The following is a 16,166-nucleotide window of genomic DNA, read 5'->3' as shown; positions in this document are numbered from 1 at the left end:
GGATCAGTGCTGTCCCAGGGCGGCGAGTTGATCCGCTTGGTATTCGGTGCGCAACGGGCCGATAACCTCGTCCACTGCGCCCTGCATGACCTCGTCCAGCTTGTACAGGGTCAGTCCGATACGGTGATCGGTAACCCGCCCCTGTGGAAAGTTATAGGTGCGGATCCGCTCGGAGCGATCGCCACTGCCGACAAGGTTTCTGCGCGCGTCGGAAATTTCCTGGGCGGCAGCAGATTCCTGCGCGCTGTTCAGTTTGGCCTGCAACAACGCCATCGCCTTGGCGCGGTTCTTGTGCTGGGAACGTTCGTCCTGACACTCCACCACAATTCCCGTGGGAATATGGGTGAGGCGCACCGCGGAATCGGTTTTGTTGACGTGCTGACCACCGGCGCCGGAAGCGCGGTAGGTATCGACGCGCAGGTCCGCCTTGTTGATCTCGATGGCATCGCGCTCGTCCGGCTCCGGCATCACCGCCACGGTACAGGCGGAGGTATGGATACGCCCCTGGGACTCGGTCTCCGGCACCCGCTGCACCCGGTGTGCGCCCGACTCGAACTTCAGCCGCGCATAGACATCTTCACCGGCAACACGGGTGATGATCTCTTTGTAGCCACCGTGCTCACCCGGATTTTCGCTGATCACTTCGATGCGCCAGCCCTGCTTTTCAGCGTAGCGGGAGTACATGCGGAACAGGTCACCGGAGAAGATCGCAGCCTCGTCCCCGCCGGTTCCGGCACGGATCTCGAGGTAAACGTTTTTGCGGTCGTTGGGGTCGCGCGGCAACAGCAGGGTCTGCAGTTCTTTTTCCAGCGGCTCGAGCTCGGCTTCCGCTTCGCGCAGCTCTTCCTGGGCCATTTCCCGCATTTCATCGTCGCTCTCATCGAGCATTTCGCGCGCGGTGGCCATATCGTCCTGCAGGGTCTTGTAGCGGCTGTAGCATTTGACCACGTCTTCCAGTTCGGAAAACTCTCGCGAGAGGTCGCGGAACTTGTCCTGGTCGCTGATGATTTCTGCGTCACCCAGCAGCGCGGACACTTCCTCGTGGCGCTCCACCAGGTTGTCGAGTTTCTGTTGTACAGAAGCTTTCATTACTTGAGTTTCTTTTTCTCAGGCGCAGTGGCCGATACATCTGATTCCTGGTCGCAGTCTTCCGGTGCCAGGCCTATTATTTCCCGCGCAATGCGCAGCCGTTCCATATCACCGTCGGCGGTCGCCTTGCGCAGTGCAACCGTGGGCGCATGGATCAGTTTATTGGTGAGCGAGCGGGCCAGCTGCTCCAGCAACTGCTCCGGGTCTGCGCCGGTACGCAACTGGACCAGTGTCTTTTCCAGTTCATCCTTGCTGATTCCCTGGGCCTGCTGGCGGTAACTGCGGATGGAGTCCACCGCGCGCAGGCTGCGGTGCTCGCGCATAAAGTCCTGGGCCGCGGAATCGACAATCAGGTCGGCGGCCTCAGCCGCCTTCTCGCGCAACCGTTTGCCCTCATCAATCACCCCGCGCAGGTCGTCCACGGTATACAGATAGACGTCATCCAGATTGCCTACTTGCGGCTCAATATCCCGCGGCACCGCGATATCCACCATAAACATCGGGCGATGACGGCGCTGCTTGAGCGCGGTCTCAACCGCGCCCTTGCCCAGAATCGGCAGCTGGCTGGCGGTGGAACTGATCACGATGTCGGCGCGCGGCAAGTGCTCGGGGATATCTGCCAGCAGGATCGCCTCGGCGCCGAAATCCTGTGCCAGCAATTGCGCCCGGTGCAGCGTGCGGTTGGCAACGATCAGCTTCTTCACCCCTTTGTCCAGCAAATGCCGGGCCACCAGCTCGATGGTTTCCCCCGCGCCGATCAACAACGCGGTCTGCTCAGCGAGATCGGTGAAGATACGCGATCCCAGAGACACTGCGGCAAAGGCCACAGAGACCGGATTTTCGCCAATGGCGGTTTCGGTGCGCACGCGCTTGGCAACCGAAAACACCTGCTGGAACACATTGTGCAGCGTAGAACCCACGCTGCCGGACTCCCGCGCCACCGCATAAGCGGATTTCATCTGGCCAAGGATCTGCGGCTCCCCAAGCACCAGCGAATCCAGCCCGCAGGCCACGCGCATCATATGGCGCACCGCAGTTTCATCGGTGAACTGGTAGTGACAGCCAGTCAGCTGTTCCAGGGGAACACTGTGGTACTTGGAGATCCACGCCAGGACCGCCTCCGGCGCTACCTCGCCGTAGATTTCGGTGCGATTGCAGGTGGAAAGAATCGCCAGCTCCCGACAATCCAGGGCCGCGCGGGCCTCTGCCAGCGCACTGGGCATTACCTCGGGGGCGAATGCCACTCGCTCGCGTACAGCAACGGGCGCACTATCGTGGTTGATTCCCAGGGCAAGGATCGGCATAGGTTCTCGTCGTCTCGTTCGGGCACCTCAGTGTGCCCGTCCCGAATAATGGTACTAGGGTCGGTAAAAAGGCCGCACATTGTCCGGGGCCGCCGCGCACCGTGCAAGCGCTATCAGGCTATCTGTGTGATAGTGTGCAGTATGTGTCCAACCAGTCACAAGCAGTATGGCCGCCGGCCGCGGCTTGCATACCCCGGTTTAAATAGATGCTGACTTCGCGCCGAAACCCCGACCGCGACCACAGCACGTGGAATTCAGAACTAGAATTATACGGCGATAACCCGGAAAAATACGCCAACAGACGCCCCACCACACAGATCGGCCCCACCTCACTGCACGCAAATGCATAGGAGGTGCCACGGCTCAGCCCAGGACCACGGCTGGCCGGTGACCGGCGCGAACGTACGGACACGTTTTTATGCAGCTTTTTTCATCCCCGATCCTTGCCACCTTTTTCGCCCCGCCCCTGTTGAGCCGGAAGGCCATCGCCTCCTCCGTACAGGTGCCCGATGGTCGCGCGCCGCAGGGTGGCACCCGACGACATCCGACACGTGTACTCGCAACCGCGATATCGGTGGCGATCCTGTGCGCCTGCAGCCAACAAGCCCATCAGACCAACCCCGCCAATGCACCGATGGCAGCTACTGCCACTGCGGCTCCTGAGGTATCCACGGCCGCGCAACCCATTGCCGGCGGCGCAGAGGGCGCAGAGGGCGCAGAAAAAGTGGCCGAGAACGACGACGCGACGCTGGCGAAACGAGGGATACCGGCGAACAAAAAGGAAAAAAGCGACAAAACCAAACCCTTTCCCATTGAAACCTTTTACACACTGCTCGTGGCGGAAGTTGCGGGCAATCGCCAGCAGTACGACCTGGCACTGGCGAACTATTACTTTCAGGCCGAGCGCACCAAAGATGCCGGAATCGCTGCCCGCGCTACCCGGATCGCACGGTATCTGAACGCGCGCCGTGCGGCACTGCGCTCTGCCCAGCTGTGGGTTGAACTGGAGCCGGAAAGCCCCGAGGCGCAGCTGGCTGCGACCGCCGAGCTGACGCTCGCCGGAGAACTGGACGCCGCCATGCATCACGCAGAACTGGCACTCAGCCTGGGCGGCGATGCGCCACTGCAATCCGTGGCCGCCACCGCAGTAGACAATGAAGAGCTGGCGAAGAAGATACTTCCGGAATTCCGTAGACTGTCGCAGAAATACCCAACTAACAACGAGGCCGCCCTGGCGCTCGCCATGCTGCTGCGAGCCAACAACAATCCCCAGGAAGCCCTGAACCTGACCCTCCAGGTGCAGGAGCGAGACCCGGCGCTACTCGATGCACCGCTGCTGCAATCCCACATCCTGATTGATATGGGACGCAATAAAGAGGCGCGCCAGCTGCTGGAAAACCTGGTATCCCTCTACCCCAAAGAGAGCCGCCTGCGCCTGCAGTACGCGCGGCTGCTGATCCGTGAAGATATTGAACTGGCGCAACATCAGTTTGTGGAGCTGGTAAAACAGCGCCCCAACGATGCCAACCTGATCCTTTCCCTGGCACTGATCCAGTACGAAACCGGGCAGCTCGAAAACGCCAAGCCACTACTGGAAAAACTGCTGCAACTCGAGGAACACGAATCCGCGGCACACTTCTATCTCGCCGGGATTGCCGAGAAAGAAGACAGGGTAAAGGAAGCCGTTACCCACTATCGCATGGTGCGCCCGGGCAGTGACTACGTTCAGGCGATTACCCGCGGCACTAACCTGCTCGCTGCCAACGGCAACACCAGCGAAGCGCAGGATTGGTTTGAAGAATTGCGCGCGCGGCACCCGGGACAGGAAGAACAGTTCTATTTACTGCAAACGGAACTCCTCACCAAGTACGGGCATCTCAAAGAAGCGCAGACGCTTCTTTCCGGCGCACTAAAGGCCAACAATGACAGCAAACGCCTGATTTATGCCTATGCCATGACCAGTGAACAGCTGGGTGATATGGAAAACTTTGAACTGAGTTTGCGCAAATTGTTGTCCCGCGATCCGGATAATGCGAACCTGCTGAACACATTGGGTTACAAACTGCTTTCCTATGACGACCGCCTCAACGAGGCACTGGTGCTGATCAGCAAGGCTCTGGAGCTGAGCCCGGATGACCCCGCCATTATCGACAGCATGGGATGGGCACATCACCGCTTGGGTAATCACGCCGAGGCAGTGAAATACCTGCAAAAGGCCCACGAGCTGCTCAAGGATCACGAAATTGCCGCGCATCTGGGTGAGGCGCTGTGGGCACTGGGACAGCGCCAACAGGCCATGCAGGTTTGGGAGCAGGGATTGCAGAACAACCCGGAAAGTAAACTTATCCCCGAGGCCATGCAGCGGCTACAGGATCAACAAAGACTGGAACAGCATGTTACGGAAAGCTGAAGTTCTCTCTGTGTCCCGACTTTCACTCCCGATCGATAAAAACCTGTGCGGGCGCCTCGCTGCCCGCACCCGGCAGCTGATTACCGCGGTGCTACTTGTCGCAGTCGCCGCGTGCAGCTCGCAGAAACCACAACCGTCCCAGCCACCAGCGCAAACTGCACAACCGCAATCTGCCGCCGCACTGCAACGCTGGGAAGCCACCGGAAAACTGGGGGTACGATCCCCCAAGGAAAACGGCAGCGCCAACCTTACCTGGCAACAGGCCAGCGGTAACTACCGCATCCATCTCAGCGGCCCGTTGGGCGCTGGCGCTACAGTGATCAGTGGCTCTCCTGCCGGCGTCAGCTTACAGAGCGGCAGCGAACCCGCCGTGTTTGCCTCCAGTCCCGCACAGCTTACCGAGCAGATCATGGGCTGGCCCCTGCCTGTGTCGGAGATGTTTTACTGGGTGCGCGGACTGCCTGCACCGGGTGCGGTTGCCGCTCAGCAGAAAAACTCCCAGGGCCTGCTGCAAAGCCTGCAGCAAGCTGGCTGGCAATTGAGTTTTGGGGGGTACCAGAATGTCGGCCCCTACCAGCTCCCCACCCGCATCAAAGCGGCCACCAACCAGGCGGCCGGGCCAGTGAGTGTCACTGTGGTGATCAAGGACTGGCAGCCCAAATAAGCTGCTACAGCAAAAGTCTGGCGACTGCTAAACTGGCCGCCAGACTTTGTAACCACCCCATTCCATGAATGCATTTTCCCTCCCAGCCCCTGCCAAACTGAACCTCATGCTGCGGATTCTCGGTCGCCGAGCGGATGGCTACCATGAACTGCAGACGGTTTTTCAGCTACTGGATTTTGGCGACACCCTGACTTTTGAAGCCACCACCGACGGACATATCCAGCTGCAGTGCCCCGGTGTTGACGTGCCGCCACAACAGAACCTGATTTATCGCGCGGCCCAATTGCTCCGGCAACACTGTGGCGACAGAGAACAGGGCGCAAGGATTAAGGTGGACAAGATTCTTCCCGCCGGAGGCGGAATTGGTGGCGGCAGCAGCGATGCCGCCACCGCGCTACTGGGCCTGAATCATCTGTGGCAGTGCGGCCTGGATCTGGACAAGCTCGCGGAACTGGGCGCTCAACTCGGCGCCGATGTGCCGGTATTTGTACGCGGTCATTCCGCATTTGCCGAAGGAGTGGGCGAACGCCTGACCCCGGTATCCATTGCTCCCCAGTGGTACCTGGTGCTGACACCTGCCTGCCATGTCAGCACTGCAGCGCTTTTTTCCGATCCGCGTTTGACAAGAGATTCTGCCGCAATTACATTAGCGGCCCTTCGCGACAGGCGGCTGAACACACACTGGCTGAACCAATATGCCGGTAACGATTTCCAGCCGCTGGTTGAGAGCCTCTACCCCGAGGTGCATGCAGCCCGATCATGGCTTGCGCACTACGGACAGGCCTACCTGACAGGAACCGGCGCATGTGTTTTTGCCGGATTCGCGTCAGAACAAGCGGCGCAAAAAGTGTTCGCTGAACGGCCTGAAAGGTGGCAGGGTTTTGTTGCCAAAGGCGTCGATGATTCTCCGACCCACAGGCAGCTCGCGAAACTTGCAGCAACGGTCTAAATTGATTAGCTGCAACATTGCTGGGGTGTAGCCAAGCGGTAAGGCAGCGGGTTTTGATCCCGTCATGCGAAGGTTCGAATCCTTCCACCCCAGCCACTTTCTTAGTTTTCAGGAATTCATCCATGAATTCCTGAAAAACGCTAAGCGCGGCGCATGTCCGCACTTAGCTCCCGCCAAACCAGTTGAACTGGTTTGCGGGCGAGCCATCCATGGCTCGCTTTGGAGCTTCGGGCCCAACCCCGACAAGCGGCCAATCAGGGCCACCCTCTACACTTGCACCAATGGTCGCCCAATGACACGGCATCACACTAACCTGCAAGCAGTTCGCGCTCCGAAAACCCCCTGAATTTCACTACTATCATCTACTCCCAACGAAAAAGGTACTCGCAGTGGCTGACTTAATGGTCTTCACCGGCAACGCAAACCCGGAACTGGCACAAAAGGTTGTTGAGCATATGGCGATACCGCTGGGAGAGGCGGTGGTCAAGCGCTTCTCCGATGGGGAGATCGCGGTTGAGATCACCGACAACGTGCGCGGCCGCGATGTATTTGTGGTGCAGTCCACCTGCCAGCCCACCAACCGCAACATCATGGAGCTGATCCTGCTGGTTGACGCCCTGCGTCGCGCATCAGCCGGCCGCATTACCGCGGTAGTCCCCTACTTCGGCTATGCGCGTCAGGATCGCCGGGTGCGTTCACAGCGGGTGCCGATTTCCGCCAAGGTCGTGGCAGACATGATGGTGAGCGTGGGCATCGACCGCGTACTGACCGTAGACCTGCACGCCGAGCAGATCCAGGGCTTCTTCGACGTGCCGGTAGACAACGTTTACGGTTCTTCCGTGCTGCTGGACGATATCGAACGTCAGAAATATGAAGACCTGGTTGTCGTGTCCCCGGATATCGGCGGCGTTGTGCGCGCCCGCGCCGTTGCCAAGAGCCTCGACTGCGACCTGGCCATCATCGACAAACGCCGCCCCGCAGCCAATGTTGCCGAAGTGATGAACATCATCGGTGAGATCAACGGCCGCACCTGCCTGCTGGTAGACGATATGGTGGATACCGCGGGCACCCTGTGCAACGCGGCCAACGCCCTGAAAGAACATGGCGCCAAGAAAGTCGTTGCCTACTGTACCCACCCGGTACTCTCCGGCAAGGCGATCGAGAACCTGAACAATTCGGTTCTGGATGAACTGGTAGTCACCGACTCCATCCCGCTGGGCGACAAGATGGCGCAGTCATCGAAAATCCGTCAGCTCACCCTGTCTGCGATGCTGGCCGAGTCCATGCGCCGCATCAGCAACGAAGAATCACTTTCGGCAATGTTCCGTTCATAAGGCCGCTTCACAGCCCTATCCAGCAACGGAAAAGCACCCGCCAGGTAGTCGTAAGCAAACCACGATTACACTGGCAATCCCCTGCGCTTGCCCTTAGAATACGCGCCCGCCCGGTACCGCCGGGCGTTTACTATTGGGTGTTTCAATAGATTTCGCCCATTTTATAGCAACGCCAGAAGGTTCCGGTCGCAGGTCCTTCTGGACAGACAACCTGAGGTTTACCCCATGTCTGATTTCAAACTGAATGCCAGCGTCCGTAGCGACGAAGGGAAAGGTGCGAGCCGCCGCCTGCGTCGCCTGGAAGCGAAAGTTCCAGCCATCATCTACGGTGGCGAAGCCGAGCCGCAATCCATTGCCCTGCTGCAGAAAGATATGTTCAAGGCTCTGGAAAGCGAAGCCGTTTACTCCTCCGTTCTGACCCTGAACGTCGACGGCAAGGAAGAGACCGTGATCCTGCGCGACCTGCAGCGTCACCCGGCCAAGGCGATCCTGCTGCACGCTGACTTCCAGCGCGTATCTGCGAACACCAAAGTACACGTTAAAGTACCCCTGCACTTCCTGAACGAAGAGTCCTGCAAAGGCGTTAAAGCTGGCGGTATCGTGTCTCACACCCTGACCGAGCTGGACATCAACGCACCGGCTTCCAAGCTGCCTGAGTTCATCGAAGTAGACCTGGCTGACCTGGAACTGGACGCCACCGTTCACATCTCCGACATCAAACTGCCGGAAGGCGTTGAGTCTGTGGACCTGGCCCACGGTGAAGACCACGACCTGGTTGTTGCCTCCGTGCACAAGCCGCGTGGCGCCATCGAAGCTGACGCCGAAGAAGGTGAAGGCGAAGAGTCCGGCGAAGCATAAGCCGGCAGACGTTCAGGTCTCCCGATAAGGTAAAGCACCTTGAGCAAGGCTCCCGACACGCCCATTCAGTTGATCGTCGGCCTGGGTAACCCAGGCCCCGAGTACGACCGGACGCGTCACAACGCGGGAGCCGACTTTGTCTCCGAGCTGGCCCGTATCCACGGCGCCCAGCTCGCGCCAGACAGCAAATATCACGGCCTCACCGGCCGTGTGCGGATCGGCGGGCAGGATATCCGCCTGCTGATTCCCACCACCTATATGAATCGCAGTGGCCAGGCAGTAGGCCCACTGGCGAACTTCTTCAAGATTCCCGTCGAGGCCATTCTGGTCGCCCACGATGAGCTGGACCTGCCCAGCGGCACCGCACGCCTGAAAGGCGGTGGCGGTCACGGAGGTCACAACGGTCTGCGCGACATCATCTCGGCACTGGGAAACAATCGCGATTTTATGCGTCTTCGCCTCGGCGTTGGCCACCCGGGTAATGCCCGCGATGTCGTCAACTACGTTCTGCAGCGCGCCCCGCGGGTCGAGCAGGACCAGCTGGCGGAAGCTATCGACCGCGCCGTGGATGTACTCCCCACCGCCGCCTCGGGCGACTGGAGCGGGGCCATGAAAACACTGCACACCAAAGCAAAATAGGTAAGAGCCGCCTGCGCGCGCTCTATTCACCGAACACCTACAGGATTCAGACCATGGGTTTTACTTGCGGCATCGTCGGCCTGCCCAACGTGGGCAAATCTACTCTGTTCAATGCCCTCACCAAGGCGGGCATCGACGCGGAGAACTTCCCTTTCTGCACCATTGAGCCCAACGCCGGCGTGGTGCCCGTACCGGATCCCCGCCTCGACAAGCTGGCGGAAATCGTCAAGCCGCAGAAAGTGATCCCCACCACCATGGAGTTCACCGATATCGCGGGCCTGGTCGCCGGCGCCTCCAAGGGTGAAGGCCTGGGCAACAAGTTCCTCGCCAATATCCGCGAGACCGATGCCATCGCCCATGTGGTTCGCTGCTTCGAAGACGACAACGTGATTCACGTGGCGAATAAGGTGCACCCGGTCGCCGACATCGAGGTCATCAACACCGAACTGGCGCTTGCCGACCTGGATACCGTAGAAAAAGCATTGCAGCGCTACACCCGCGCCGCCAAGGGTCAGGACAAGCACGCCATCAAGATGAAGGCGCTGCTGGAAAAGATCCAGCCGCACCTGGACGAAGCCAAGCCGCTGCGCTCATTCGGCCTGAATGATGACGAGCTCGCGGACCTGCGCGAACTGAGCCTGCTCACCGTCAAGCCCACCATGTACATCGCCAACGTCGATGAAGACGGCTTCGAAAACAACCCGCACCTGGATGCAGTCTCTGCCATCGCCGCAGAAGAGAATGCCGTTCTGGTTCCCATCTGCAACAAGCTGGAAGCGGAAATTGCCGAACTCGATGACGATGAAAAGCAGGAGTTCCTGGAAGAGCTGGGCATGGAAGAACCGGGCCTGAACCGCGTGATCCGCGCAGGCTACAACCTGCTGAACCTGCACACCTACTTCACTGCCGGCGTGAAAGAAGTACGCGCCTGGACCATCCCCCTGCAAGCGACTGCGCCGCAGGCTGCGGGCAAGATCCACACCGATTTCGAGAAAGGCTTTATCCGCGCTGAAGTGGTGGGCTATACCGACTTTGTGGATAACAAGGGTGAAGCCGGCGCCAAGGAAGCGGGTAAATGGCGCCTGGAAGGCAAGGATTACGTTGTCGCAGACGGCGATGTTATCCACTTCCGCTTTAACGTCTAAAACACCCGCCCCTTCCCGATAGCGACTGAAGCAGTCCCGGACTGCGGGGCCCCACAAAGGCTCCGCAGTACACCTCTCGGGTGCAACCCCGCACCTGACCTCGCACCATCACCGTAGGTTGCCATGTACCAATCCAACTGGAGAGTCGGCCTGCCGCTGGCCCTGACCACCGCTTTCCTGTGGGCCCTGCTGCCCATCGCCATGAAAGGCCTGATCAGCGACATGGATTCCACTACCGTGACCTGGTTTCGCTTCTTTGGCGCAGCCCTGTTTGCCGGTGCGTGGTATGCGTCCCGCCGCGACCTTCAGCTCGGCGCCCTGCTGCGCGGCAAACTGCTGCCGTACACCGTGCTTGCCGTTGGCGGACTGCTGGGCAACTATATTTCCTACGCCACCGGCCTCAACTACATCACTCCCGGCGCCCTGCAGGTGCTGATCCAGCTGGCACCGCTGCTGCTCCTTATTTTCAGTGTGATCTTCCTCGGCGAGCGCTTCTCTGCAAGCCAGTGGATGGGCGTGGGCCTCGTATGTATCGGGTTGCCGCTGTTCTTCAACCTTCGTATTCAGGAGCTGGTGGAAGGGGAAGATCGCGAGTATCTGGTCGGTGTCGGCCTGGTGGTGATCGCGGCAGTGACATGGGCCATCTACGGCCTGTTCCAGAAGAAGATCGTCGCCCAGTCGCGCCCACAGAACCTGCTGATACTGATCTATATTTCCGGCACCCTGTGCTTCCTGCCGGTCTCACAGCCATCCAGCGCCCTCCAGCTGGACGCACTCGGCTGGGGCCTGCTGATTTTCCTGACCGCCAACACACTGATCGCCTACGGCGCCTTCGCCAAGGCCATGGGCGCCTGGGAAGCATCCCGGGTCAGCGCCACCCTCGCCCTGGTGCCGCTGATGACCCTGGGGCTCAGCGCCATCATCGGCAGCCTGTGGCCACAATACATCGAAGTGGAGCCGCTGAACTGGATCAGCTGGGTTGGCGCAATAACCGTTGTACTGGGATCCCTGCTCGCCGCCATCGGCCGCGGACGCTGAACCCCGGGCGAAAAGCGGATTACACGCTAAGCTACTGATTAATTTACTAAAAAAGTGTTGACAGACCCCCAAGGTAGCCCGATAATGCGCGCCCTCGGTTAGACGAGATTGGTTGTGGCAAGGTAGCTCAGCTGGTTAGAGCGCAGCACTCATAATGCTGAGGTCGGGAGTTCAAGTCTCCCCCTTGCTACCATTTTTCTCTGTGAGTACCAGCCTCACAGCACCTTTACTGGGGTGTAGCCAAGCGGTAAGGCAGCGGGTTTTGATCCCGTCATGCGAAGGTTCGAATCCTTCCACCCCAGCCATATTTAAAAAAGGCGATCTCGCAAGAGATCGCCTTTTTATTATCCGCCCCGGACGCAAACACACAAGTGCGAAGACCGGAGCTACTGCATAGCTATTGGATAGCTGAAAACATCTAGGATCCGGGCGCCAGCTGGCTCAACGAAATATCCGCATCAACGGCGTCAGCCAATCCCGTGCGATTGCGCTCGCGACGCAACCCCAGCAGGCGCAGCGCCTCAAAGCCCGCGAGGCACACCACTACCGCAACCAGCGCGATCGCCGTTCCGACAAGCCCCAGGGTCGCCCTTTCAGAAATACAGGTCCATACAAGCTGCACAATACACAATAGTGCCACTGCGAGAAGCGTGGGCTTGCGACCAATCAAACCGACCACGAATACCCCAAGAGGCGCTCCCAGAGCCACCACCGGCGCCGCCGCTAGCCAGTTACCCAGCACCCCCGGCTGCCAGTCGCCGGCAACACTCTTAACCACAACGCCCACCACGGATGAGAACGCCATGATCACCACGGATGTCGGAATGGCCACCTTGAGATCCACGCGGCTGAGCAATACCAGCGCCGCGTATATCACCATATCGATACCGACCCCGGTAACCGACACCGCGGCAAAGCCGGATACAGCCCCCAGCATCAGCCCCACACGAAAGTCCTTGGGACAGCGCGGGTCCCCGGCGTGATCGTGACCGGTAATCTCCCGCAGGCGATACAGGTGCAAAATCCCGAAGCTGCCCCAGATCACCGCAAACGACAGCTTTACCCACAGCTCGGGAACAAGGGGCGCAAAATAGAGAATACCCAGCGGCGTCGCCAACAGGCTGCCCAGCAACGCGCCGCGCAACATAGACCAGGCCAGCAACTGGCGTCGACAGAAAATAAAGATACTGGCACTGACCATACCAATGGACTGCACCGCAAAACTGAAATCCCGACCGAGACTGGCCGGCATATCGAACAGCAACACCAGCACGGGAAACCCGACTGTGCCGCCGCCCATGGGGGTAGAACCCGCCGCGTAGGAACCGATCGCCATGGAAAGCGCCATGGGCCAGTGTTCAGTGACCACGCCCCAGAGGTTCTGGCTGGATACAAACAGTGCCCAGAGACAGTAAAAAGCTGACAGGAATAAAAACCAGGCGGAATAGCGGGATACGAGCATGGCGGGATTAACCGGGGAATATGTCCCGGCCTCGACTACTCGAGACCGGAAAATCAGGGAGCAGAGCGCCCCCTGAAAGCAGATATCAGGCTTCTGCCTGCATCTTCGCCAAACGGGAGAACTGATGCATGGAGCCAAGCTGCGCGAACAGCGGCGGCAGGAAACCACGCTTGCGGAAATCAGCGAAGTCTTCTTCGCTAAGCTCGCCCAGCTTCTTCTCATCAACCATGTAGATACCGGTCAGGTTGATCTTCTCACCACCAGCGTTGACTGCAACGTTCTGAGTGGTCAGCAGGTCTTTCTCGGCCAGAATGGTAATGAACGCCTTGGTCATCTGGTCGCTCTCGAGGTAGCCCACCAGAGACTCTTTCTTGGCCTTCAGGTATTCGCTTTCTTCACCAGACTCGGTGAACAGGGCATTGCCCTCTTCCTCACCGACAACCGGGCTGTTTTCAATCAGGCCTACCATGAGCTGTTCTTTGTTCTCACCAGCCGGGGCCAGAACGAAAGGATGGTTGCGGACTGCGCCCGGAACGAAAACGCCTTTCCACTTATCACCGTCGACGAACAAGTTCTCGCCTACTTTCAGGCTCAGCAGTGCAACAGACTGGAACTGGTCGGTATCGGAGTTCTTGACGAAAACGATAGGGTATTCAGCACCGAGACGGGCGAATTCATGAGCAGTTACCGGCACCATGTGTGCTTTTGCAACGTGCTCGAAGGTCCCCAACTCACGAACTTTCAGCTTACCGTGAGCGTCACTGCGCAGAGGAACGATTTTTGGGGCTTCTACAGTGGCCATACAACACCTTAATGAAATTTGAAGTTATTCTATAAAACCCAGACAGTATATTTTTTATACTCAAAAAGGGAAGCAAAAAGTTACACCAGCGGGGAGGAAGTTACCAGCCCTTCCTGCATTGATTACACCTCCCATATCCACTCCCGCTCAGTCCCATCTATTCGTAGCTGACAAACAGGTTGGCGGTCAAACGCCCCTTCTCGGGACAGAAGCTGATGCTTTTGTCACTCAGTATATTCGCACTGTGCAGCAGATTTCCCTTGTAGATCACCGCCCGGTTATATTTTGCCGGCACAAATCCTACCCTGGTGAAAAGATCGTCAGAGTCTCCACAGTACTTCCGCGGACGGCGAAACTTGTTGAACTCAACGTAGCAACAATCCAGGTAGTGCTCGACCCGGTCGGGGCGTATGGCTTCATAGCCAGTGCTTTTATGCCGGTAAAACCCGGTTCCCCCATGGGTCTCGTCACACAGATACAGCAAAATCGCGTAAAGCCTGGGGTCACTGGTATCGAAATGAGGAGCGCGCTGTAGAGGCCCCAGCTCATCCTCCGCAACCGTAATGAGATTCAGCGTCTCTTGCTGAATCTTCAACTCGGCTCCCGCTGCTATGTTAAATTTCTCACGCACAACCGCATCCAGTCGCTCCATCAACCGTGACGCATGACTTTCGGGGGCCGCCGCACGGACACCGGGATAGCCTTTCCCCTCAGCAGCCATCGGCCACGGCGCAAAGCTGGCGCGCTTGGCGAAATCCACCAGCTCTTCAGGGTTTTCGAGAAAATCATCAATCACTATGACGGTATTCTTCTCTTCCCCAACTTCAATCAATTGCATATCAAACAAACCAACGATCACTCACAATGCGAATATTTCTGAATCTAAACTGCAACCAGCTCAACCTCAAAACAGAATCAAGTGCGACTTCTATTCAGATGGCACTGCAACTCTGTCAGCCAGTCCCGGTGCGACATTAAATCACCAGCGAGGGACTCGAAACGCAACAAGGCCTCGCGATAGATATCCGCGGCGCCACGACGCTCTTTTTCCCCCAGAGTGATGGCTTTCGTCGGATATTCCATTCCATAAAGTACGAACAGATAGTTTTCCACCCCAAAAAGATCAAAAGTACTGAAAAAGTCAGAGCGCTTCGGTGTAGACACCAACCATCGCGACAACCGCTCCGCCAGCTCGTCAGAGTTTTTGGAATTTTCCGTACAGTCGACCCAGAATTCAGTATCTCTCCGATCGGAAATGCAGTAATGCATCTGTACAAAATCGATTACTCTTTCCCAAGCGTATTTCACCGCCTTGTTGTAGTAACCCGATAGTGACGGAATATCTTCCAGCGAACGGGGGAAACTTTTTGCTAGCAGGTTGGCAGACAGATCAGTCACCAGAATGGAGGTAGCTTCCAGCGGCTCCACGAACCCCTGAGCCAGCCCCAGGGCTACACAGTTTTTCTTCCAAAACTCTCCGCGATAGCCGATCTTCATCGGTATTTTTCGCACATCGGCGATATCCAAAGCTCTCCCCACATAGCTGGAAAACTCACCTAGCGCATCAGACTCGGTCAGGTGGGCACTGGAATACACGCACCCCAATCCCCTGCGGTTGGTTAGAGGAATATCCCAGATCCAACCCGCCTTGTGAGCAGTAGCGGAGGTATAGGGCTGAATGGGATCATTTTCTGCCGTGGGCTCCTGAAGAACCAGCGCAGTATCGGTAAGGATTTGAGCGGACTTATCCACAAACGGCACCTGCAACTCTTGCCCCATGAGAATGGATGCAAAACCGCTACAATCTATATAGAAGTCAAACTGCTCTTCCTCTCCACTGGCATAGATCAACGAGCGCAGGTTTCCATCCTCTCCGGTCCGGGCACCCCTGACCGTCTCAGATTTATATTTAACACCAAAGCGTTTTTGAGCATTACTGGCGATCAGTTCGGAAAATTTTCCGGCGTTAAAGTGATAGGCATAATCAACCACACCGCTATACGGCGGCGAAGACATGAGTTTGGGGGAGCGATTCTGTTCCGCGATAAAATACGCATCGGCGAGACGGGAAAATCCCTCTTTCCCCTTACCCTCCAGCCAGTAGTCCGTAATATCGTAGCCTTCGGGGTAAGGCGAACTGAAAGGATGGTAGTAATAGTTGCCACCGGGCTCTGGAGACTTTGTCATCCAGTTGGAAAACTTGATCCCCGTTTTGAACGTGGTGTCGCAGCTCACCAACAAATCCAGCTCGGAAATACCGAATTTGTGCAGCGTCTCGCGTATTCTGGGCACGGTGCCCTCGCCCACACCTATCACCGGCACATCCGGAGATTCGATCAGGGTGATCTCAATTTGCGAGTCACCAGATAGCTCAACACCCAGGTGGTTGGCTGCCATCCAACCAGCAGTGCCGCCGCCAACAATCGCAATCTTTTTTATCTTCATACCAATCACTTTCAGACAAAAAAAAGG

General features: G+C 57.9%; 14 protein-coding genes and 3 tRNA genes. 11 read left to right on the top strand and 6 right to left on the bottom strand.

The genetic code is table 11. The features are described from left to right. Positions 1-3: 3 nt before the first annotated feature. Both prfA and hemA read right to left on the bottom strand, forming a co-directional pair. Positions 4-1,089, bottom strand: coding sequence for a peptide chain release factor 1 (prfA, locus tag HUW35_RS11125; RefSeq protein WP_181252402.1), 1,086 nt, complete (start codon positions 1,087-1,089; stop codon positions 4-6). Further along, positions 1,089-2,393: a glutamyl-tRNA reductase gene (gene hemA / locus HUW35_RS11120; RefSeq protein WP_181252401.1), complete on the bottom strand. Its 1,305-nt coding sequence runs from the start codon at positions 2,391-2,393 to the stop codon at positions 1,089-1,091. The genes prfA and hemA overlap by 1 nt, the downstream gene beginning before the upstream one ends. Positions 2,394-2,811: 418 nt before the next feature. Between hemA and HUW35_RS11115 the strand changes: the two genes are divergently transcribed. From HUW35_RS11115 to HUW35_RS11065, 11 genes are all read left to right on the top strand, one after another. Then, positions 2,812-4,803: a tetratricopeptide repeat protein gene (locus HUW35_RS11115; RefSeq protein ID WP_255463240.1), complete on the top strand. Its 1,992-nt coding sequence runs from the start codon at positions 2,812-2,814 to the stop codon at positions 4,801-4,803. A 10-nt stretch (positions 4,804-4,813) separates the two neighbouring features. Then, positions 4,814-5,467: a lipoprotein insertase outer membrane protein LolB gene (gene lolB / locus HUW35_RS11110; protein WP_255463239.1), complete on the top strand. Its 654-nt coding sequence runs from the start codon at positions 4,814-4,816 to the stop codon at positions 5,465-5,467. Positions 5,468-5,531: 64 nt separating this feature from the next. Then, on the top strand, positions 5,532-6,416 hold the full coding sequence (gene ispE, locus HUW35_RS11105; RefSeq protein WP_181252399.1) for a 4-(cytidine 5'-diphospho)-2-C-methyl-D-erythritol kinase: 885 nt from the start codon (positions 5,532-5,534) through the stop codon (positions 6,414-6,416). 21 nt (positions 6,417-6,437) lie between these two features. Continuing rightward, positions 6,438-6,512, top strand: a tRNA-Gln gene (locus tag HUW35_RS11100). A gap of 305 nt (positions 6,513-6,817) precedes the next feature. Then, positions 6,818-7,750 (top strand): ribose-phosphate pyrophosphokinase, encoded by a 933-nt coding sequence (locus HUW35_RS11095; protein WP_305075982.1) that lies wholly within the window; start codon positions 6,818-6,820, stop codon positions 7,748-7,750. Between the two features lie 225 nt (positions 7,751-7,975). After that, positions 7,976-8,608, top strand: a complete 633-nt coding sequence (locus tag HUW35_RS11090; protein WP_181252397.1) for a 50S ribosomal protein L25/general stress protein Ctc — start codon at positions 7,976-7,978, stop codon at positions 8,606-8,608. Positions 8,609-8,647: 39 nt separating this feature from the next. Next, positions 8,648-9,247, top strand: a complete 600-nt coding sequence (gene pth, locus HUW35_RS11085; protein WP_181252396.1) for an aminoacyl-tRNA hydrolase — start codon at positions 8,648-8,650, stop codon at positions 9,245-9,247. A gap of 53 nt (positions 9,248-9,300) precedes the next feature. After that, entirely contained in the window at positions 9,301-10,392 is a 1,092-nt protein-coding gene (ychF, locus tag HUW35_RS11080; RefSeq protein ID WP_181252395.1) for a redox-regulated ATPase YchF, read from the top strand. Positions 10,393-10,515: 123 nt separating this feature from the next. Continuing rightward, positions 10,516-11,430, top strand: a complete 915-nt coding sequence (locus tag HUW35_RS11075; RefSeq protein ID WP_181252394.1) for a DMT family transporter — start codon at positions 10,516-10,518, stop codon at positions 11,428-11,430. 116 nt (positions 11,431-11,546) lie between these two features. After that, positions 11,547-11,623: transfer RNA gene (locus tag HUW35_RS11070), tRNA-Met, on the top strand. Positions 11,624-11,660: 37 nt separating this feature from the next. Then, positions 11,661-11,735, top strand: a tRNA-Gln gene (locus HUW35_RS11065). 113 nt (positions 11,736-11,848) lie between these two features. Here HUW35_RS11065 and HUW35_RS11060 read toward each other — a convergent pair. The 4 genes from HUW35_RS11060 to HUW35_RS11045 form a co-directional block, all read right to left on the bottom strand. Continuing rightward, entirely contained in the window at positions 11,849-12,892 is a 1,044-nt protein-coding gene (locus HUW35_RS11060; RefSeq protein ID WP_181252393.1) for a sulfite exporter TauE/SafE family protein, read from the bottom strand. Positions 12,893-12,977: 85 nt separating this feature from the next. Next, positions 12,978-13,694 carry a SapC family protein gene (locus tag HUW35_RS11055; RefSeq protein ID WP_181252392.1) on the bottom strand — a complete coding sequence of 239 codons (717 nt, stop codon included), beginning with the start codon at positions 13,692-13,694 and terminating at the stop codon, positions 12,978-12,980. Between the two features lie 157 nt (positions 13,695-13,851). Beyond that, entirely contained in the window at positions 13,852-14,532 is a 681-nt protein-coding gene (locus tag HUW35_RS11050) for a DUF6445 family protein (RefSeq protein ID WP_181252391.1), read from the bottom strand. Positions 14,533-14,609: 77 nt separating this feature from the next. Further along, positions 14,610-16,139 carry a tryptophan halogenase family protein gene (locus HUW35_RS11045; RefSeq protein WP_181255663.1) on the bottom strand — a complete coding sequence of 510 codons (1,530 nt, stop codon included), beginning with the start codon at positions 16,137-16,139 and terminating at the stop codon, positions 14,610-14,612. Positions 16,140-16,166: the final 27 nt, after the last annotated feature.

Origin of the sequence: Microbulbifer sp. YPW1 (assembly GCF_013367775.1) — a bacterium.
Classification (GTDB): domain Bacteria; phylum Pseudomonadota; class Gammaproteobacteria; order Pseudomonadales; family Cellvibrionaceae; genus Microbulbifer.
This window is presented reverse-complemented; position numbering and strand designations above follow the sequence as displayed.

What these genes read in the sequence shown, in the direction of transcription:
- prfA (WP_181252402.1), bottom strand. Translation starts at nt 1,089, where the DNA reads ATGAAAGCTTCTGTACAACAGAAACTCGACAACCTGGTGGAGCGCCAC.
- hemA (WP_181252401.1), bottom strand. Translation starts at nt 2,393, where the DNA reads ATGCCGATCCTTGCCCTGGGAATCAACCACGATAGTGCGCCCGTTGCT.
- HUW35_RS11115 (WP_255463240.1), top strand. Translation starts at nt 2,812, where the DNA reads ATGCAGCTTTTTTCATCCCCGATCCTTGCCACCTTTTTCGCCCCGCCC.
- ispE (WP_181252399.1), top strand. Translation starts at nt 5,532, where the DNA reads ATGAATGCATTTTCCCTCCCAGCCCCTGCCAAACTGAACCTCATGCTG.
- HUW35_RS11095 (WP_305075982.1), top strand. Translation starts at nt 6,818, where the DNA reads ATGGTCTTCACCGGCAACGCAAACCCGGAACTGGCACAAAAGGTTGTT.
- HUW35_RS11090 (WP_181252397.1), top strand. Translation starts at nt 7,976, where the DNA reads ATGTCTGATTTCAAACTGAATGCCAGCGTCCGTAGCGACGAAGGGAAA.
- ychF (WP_181252395.1), top strand. Translation starts at nt 9,301, where the DNA reads ATGGGTTTTACTTGCGGCATCGTCGGCCTGCCCAACGTGGGCAAATCT.
- HUW35_RS11075 (WP_181252394.1), top strand. Translation starts at nt 10,516, where the DNA reads ATGTACCAATCCAACTGGAGAGTCGGCCTGCCGCTGGCCCTGACCACC.
- HUW35_RS11060 (WP_181252393.1), bottom strand. Translation starts at nt 12,892, where the DNA reads ATGCTCGTATCCCGCTATTCCGCCTGGTTTTTATTCCTGTCAGCTTTT.
- HUW35_RS11055 (WP_181252392.1), bottom strand. Translation starts at nt 13,694, where the DNA reads ATGGCCACTGTAGAAGCCCCAAAAATCGTTCCTCTGCGCAGTGACGCT.
- HUW35_RS11050 (WP_181252391.1), bottom strand. Translation starts at nt 14,532, where the DNA reads ATGCAATTGATTGAAGTTGGGGAAGAGAAGAATACCGTCATAGTGATT.
- HUW35_RS11045 (WP_181255663.1), bottom strand. Translation starts at nt 16,139, where the DNA reads ATGAAGATAAAAAAGATTGCGATTGTTGGCGGCGGCACTGCTGGTTGG.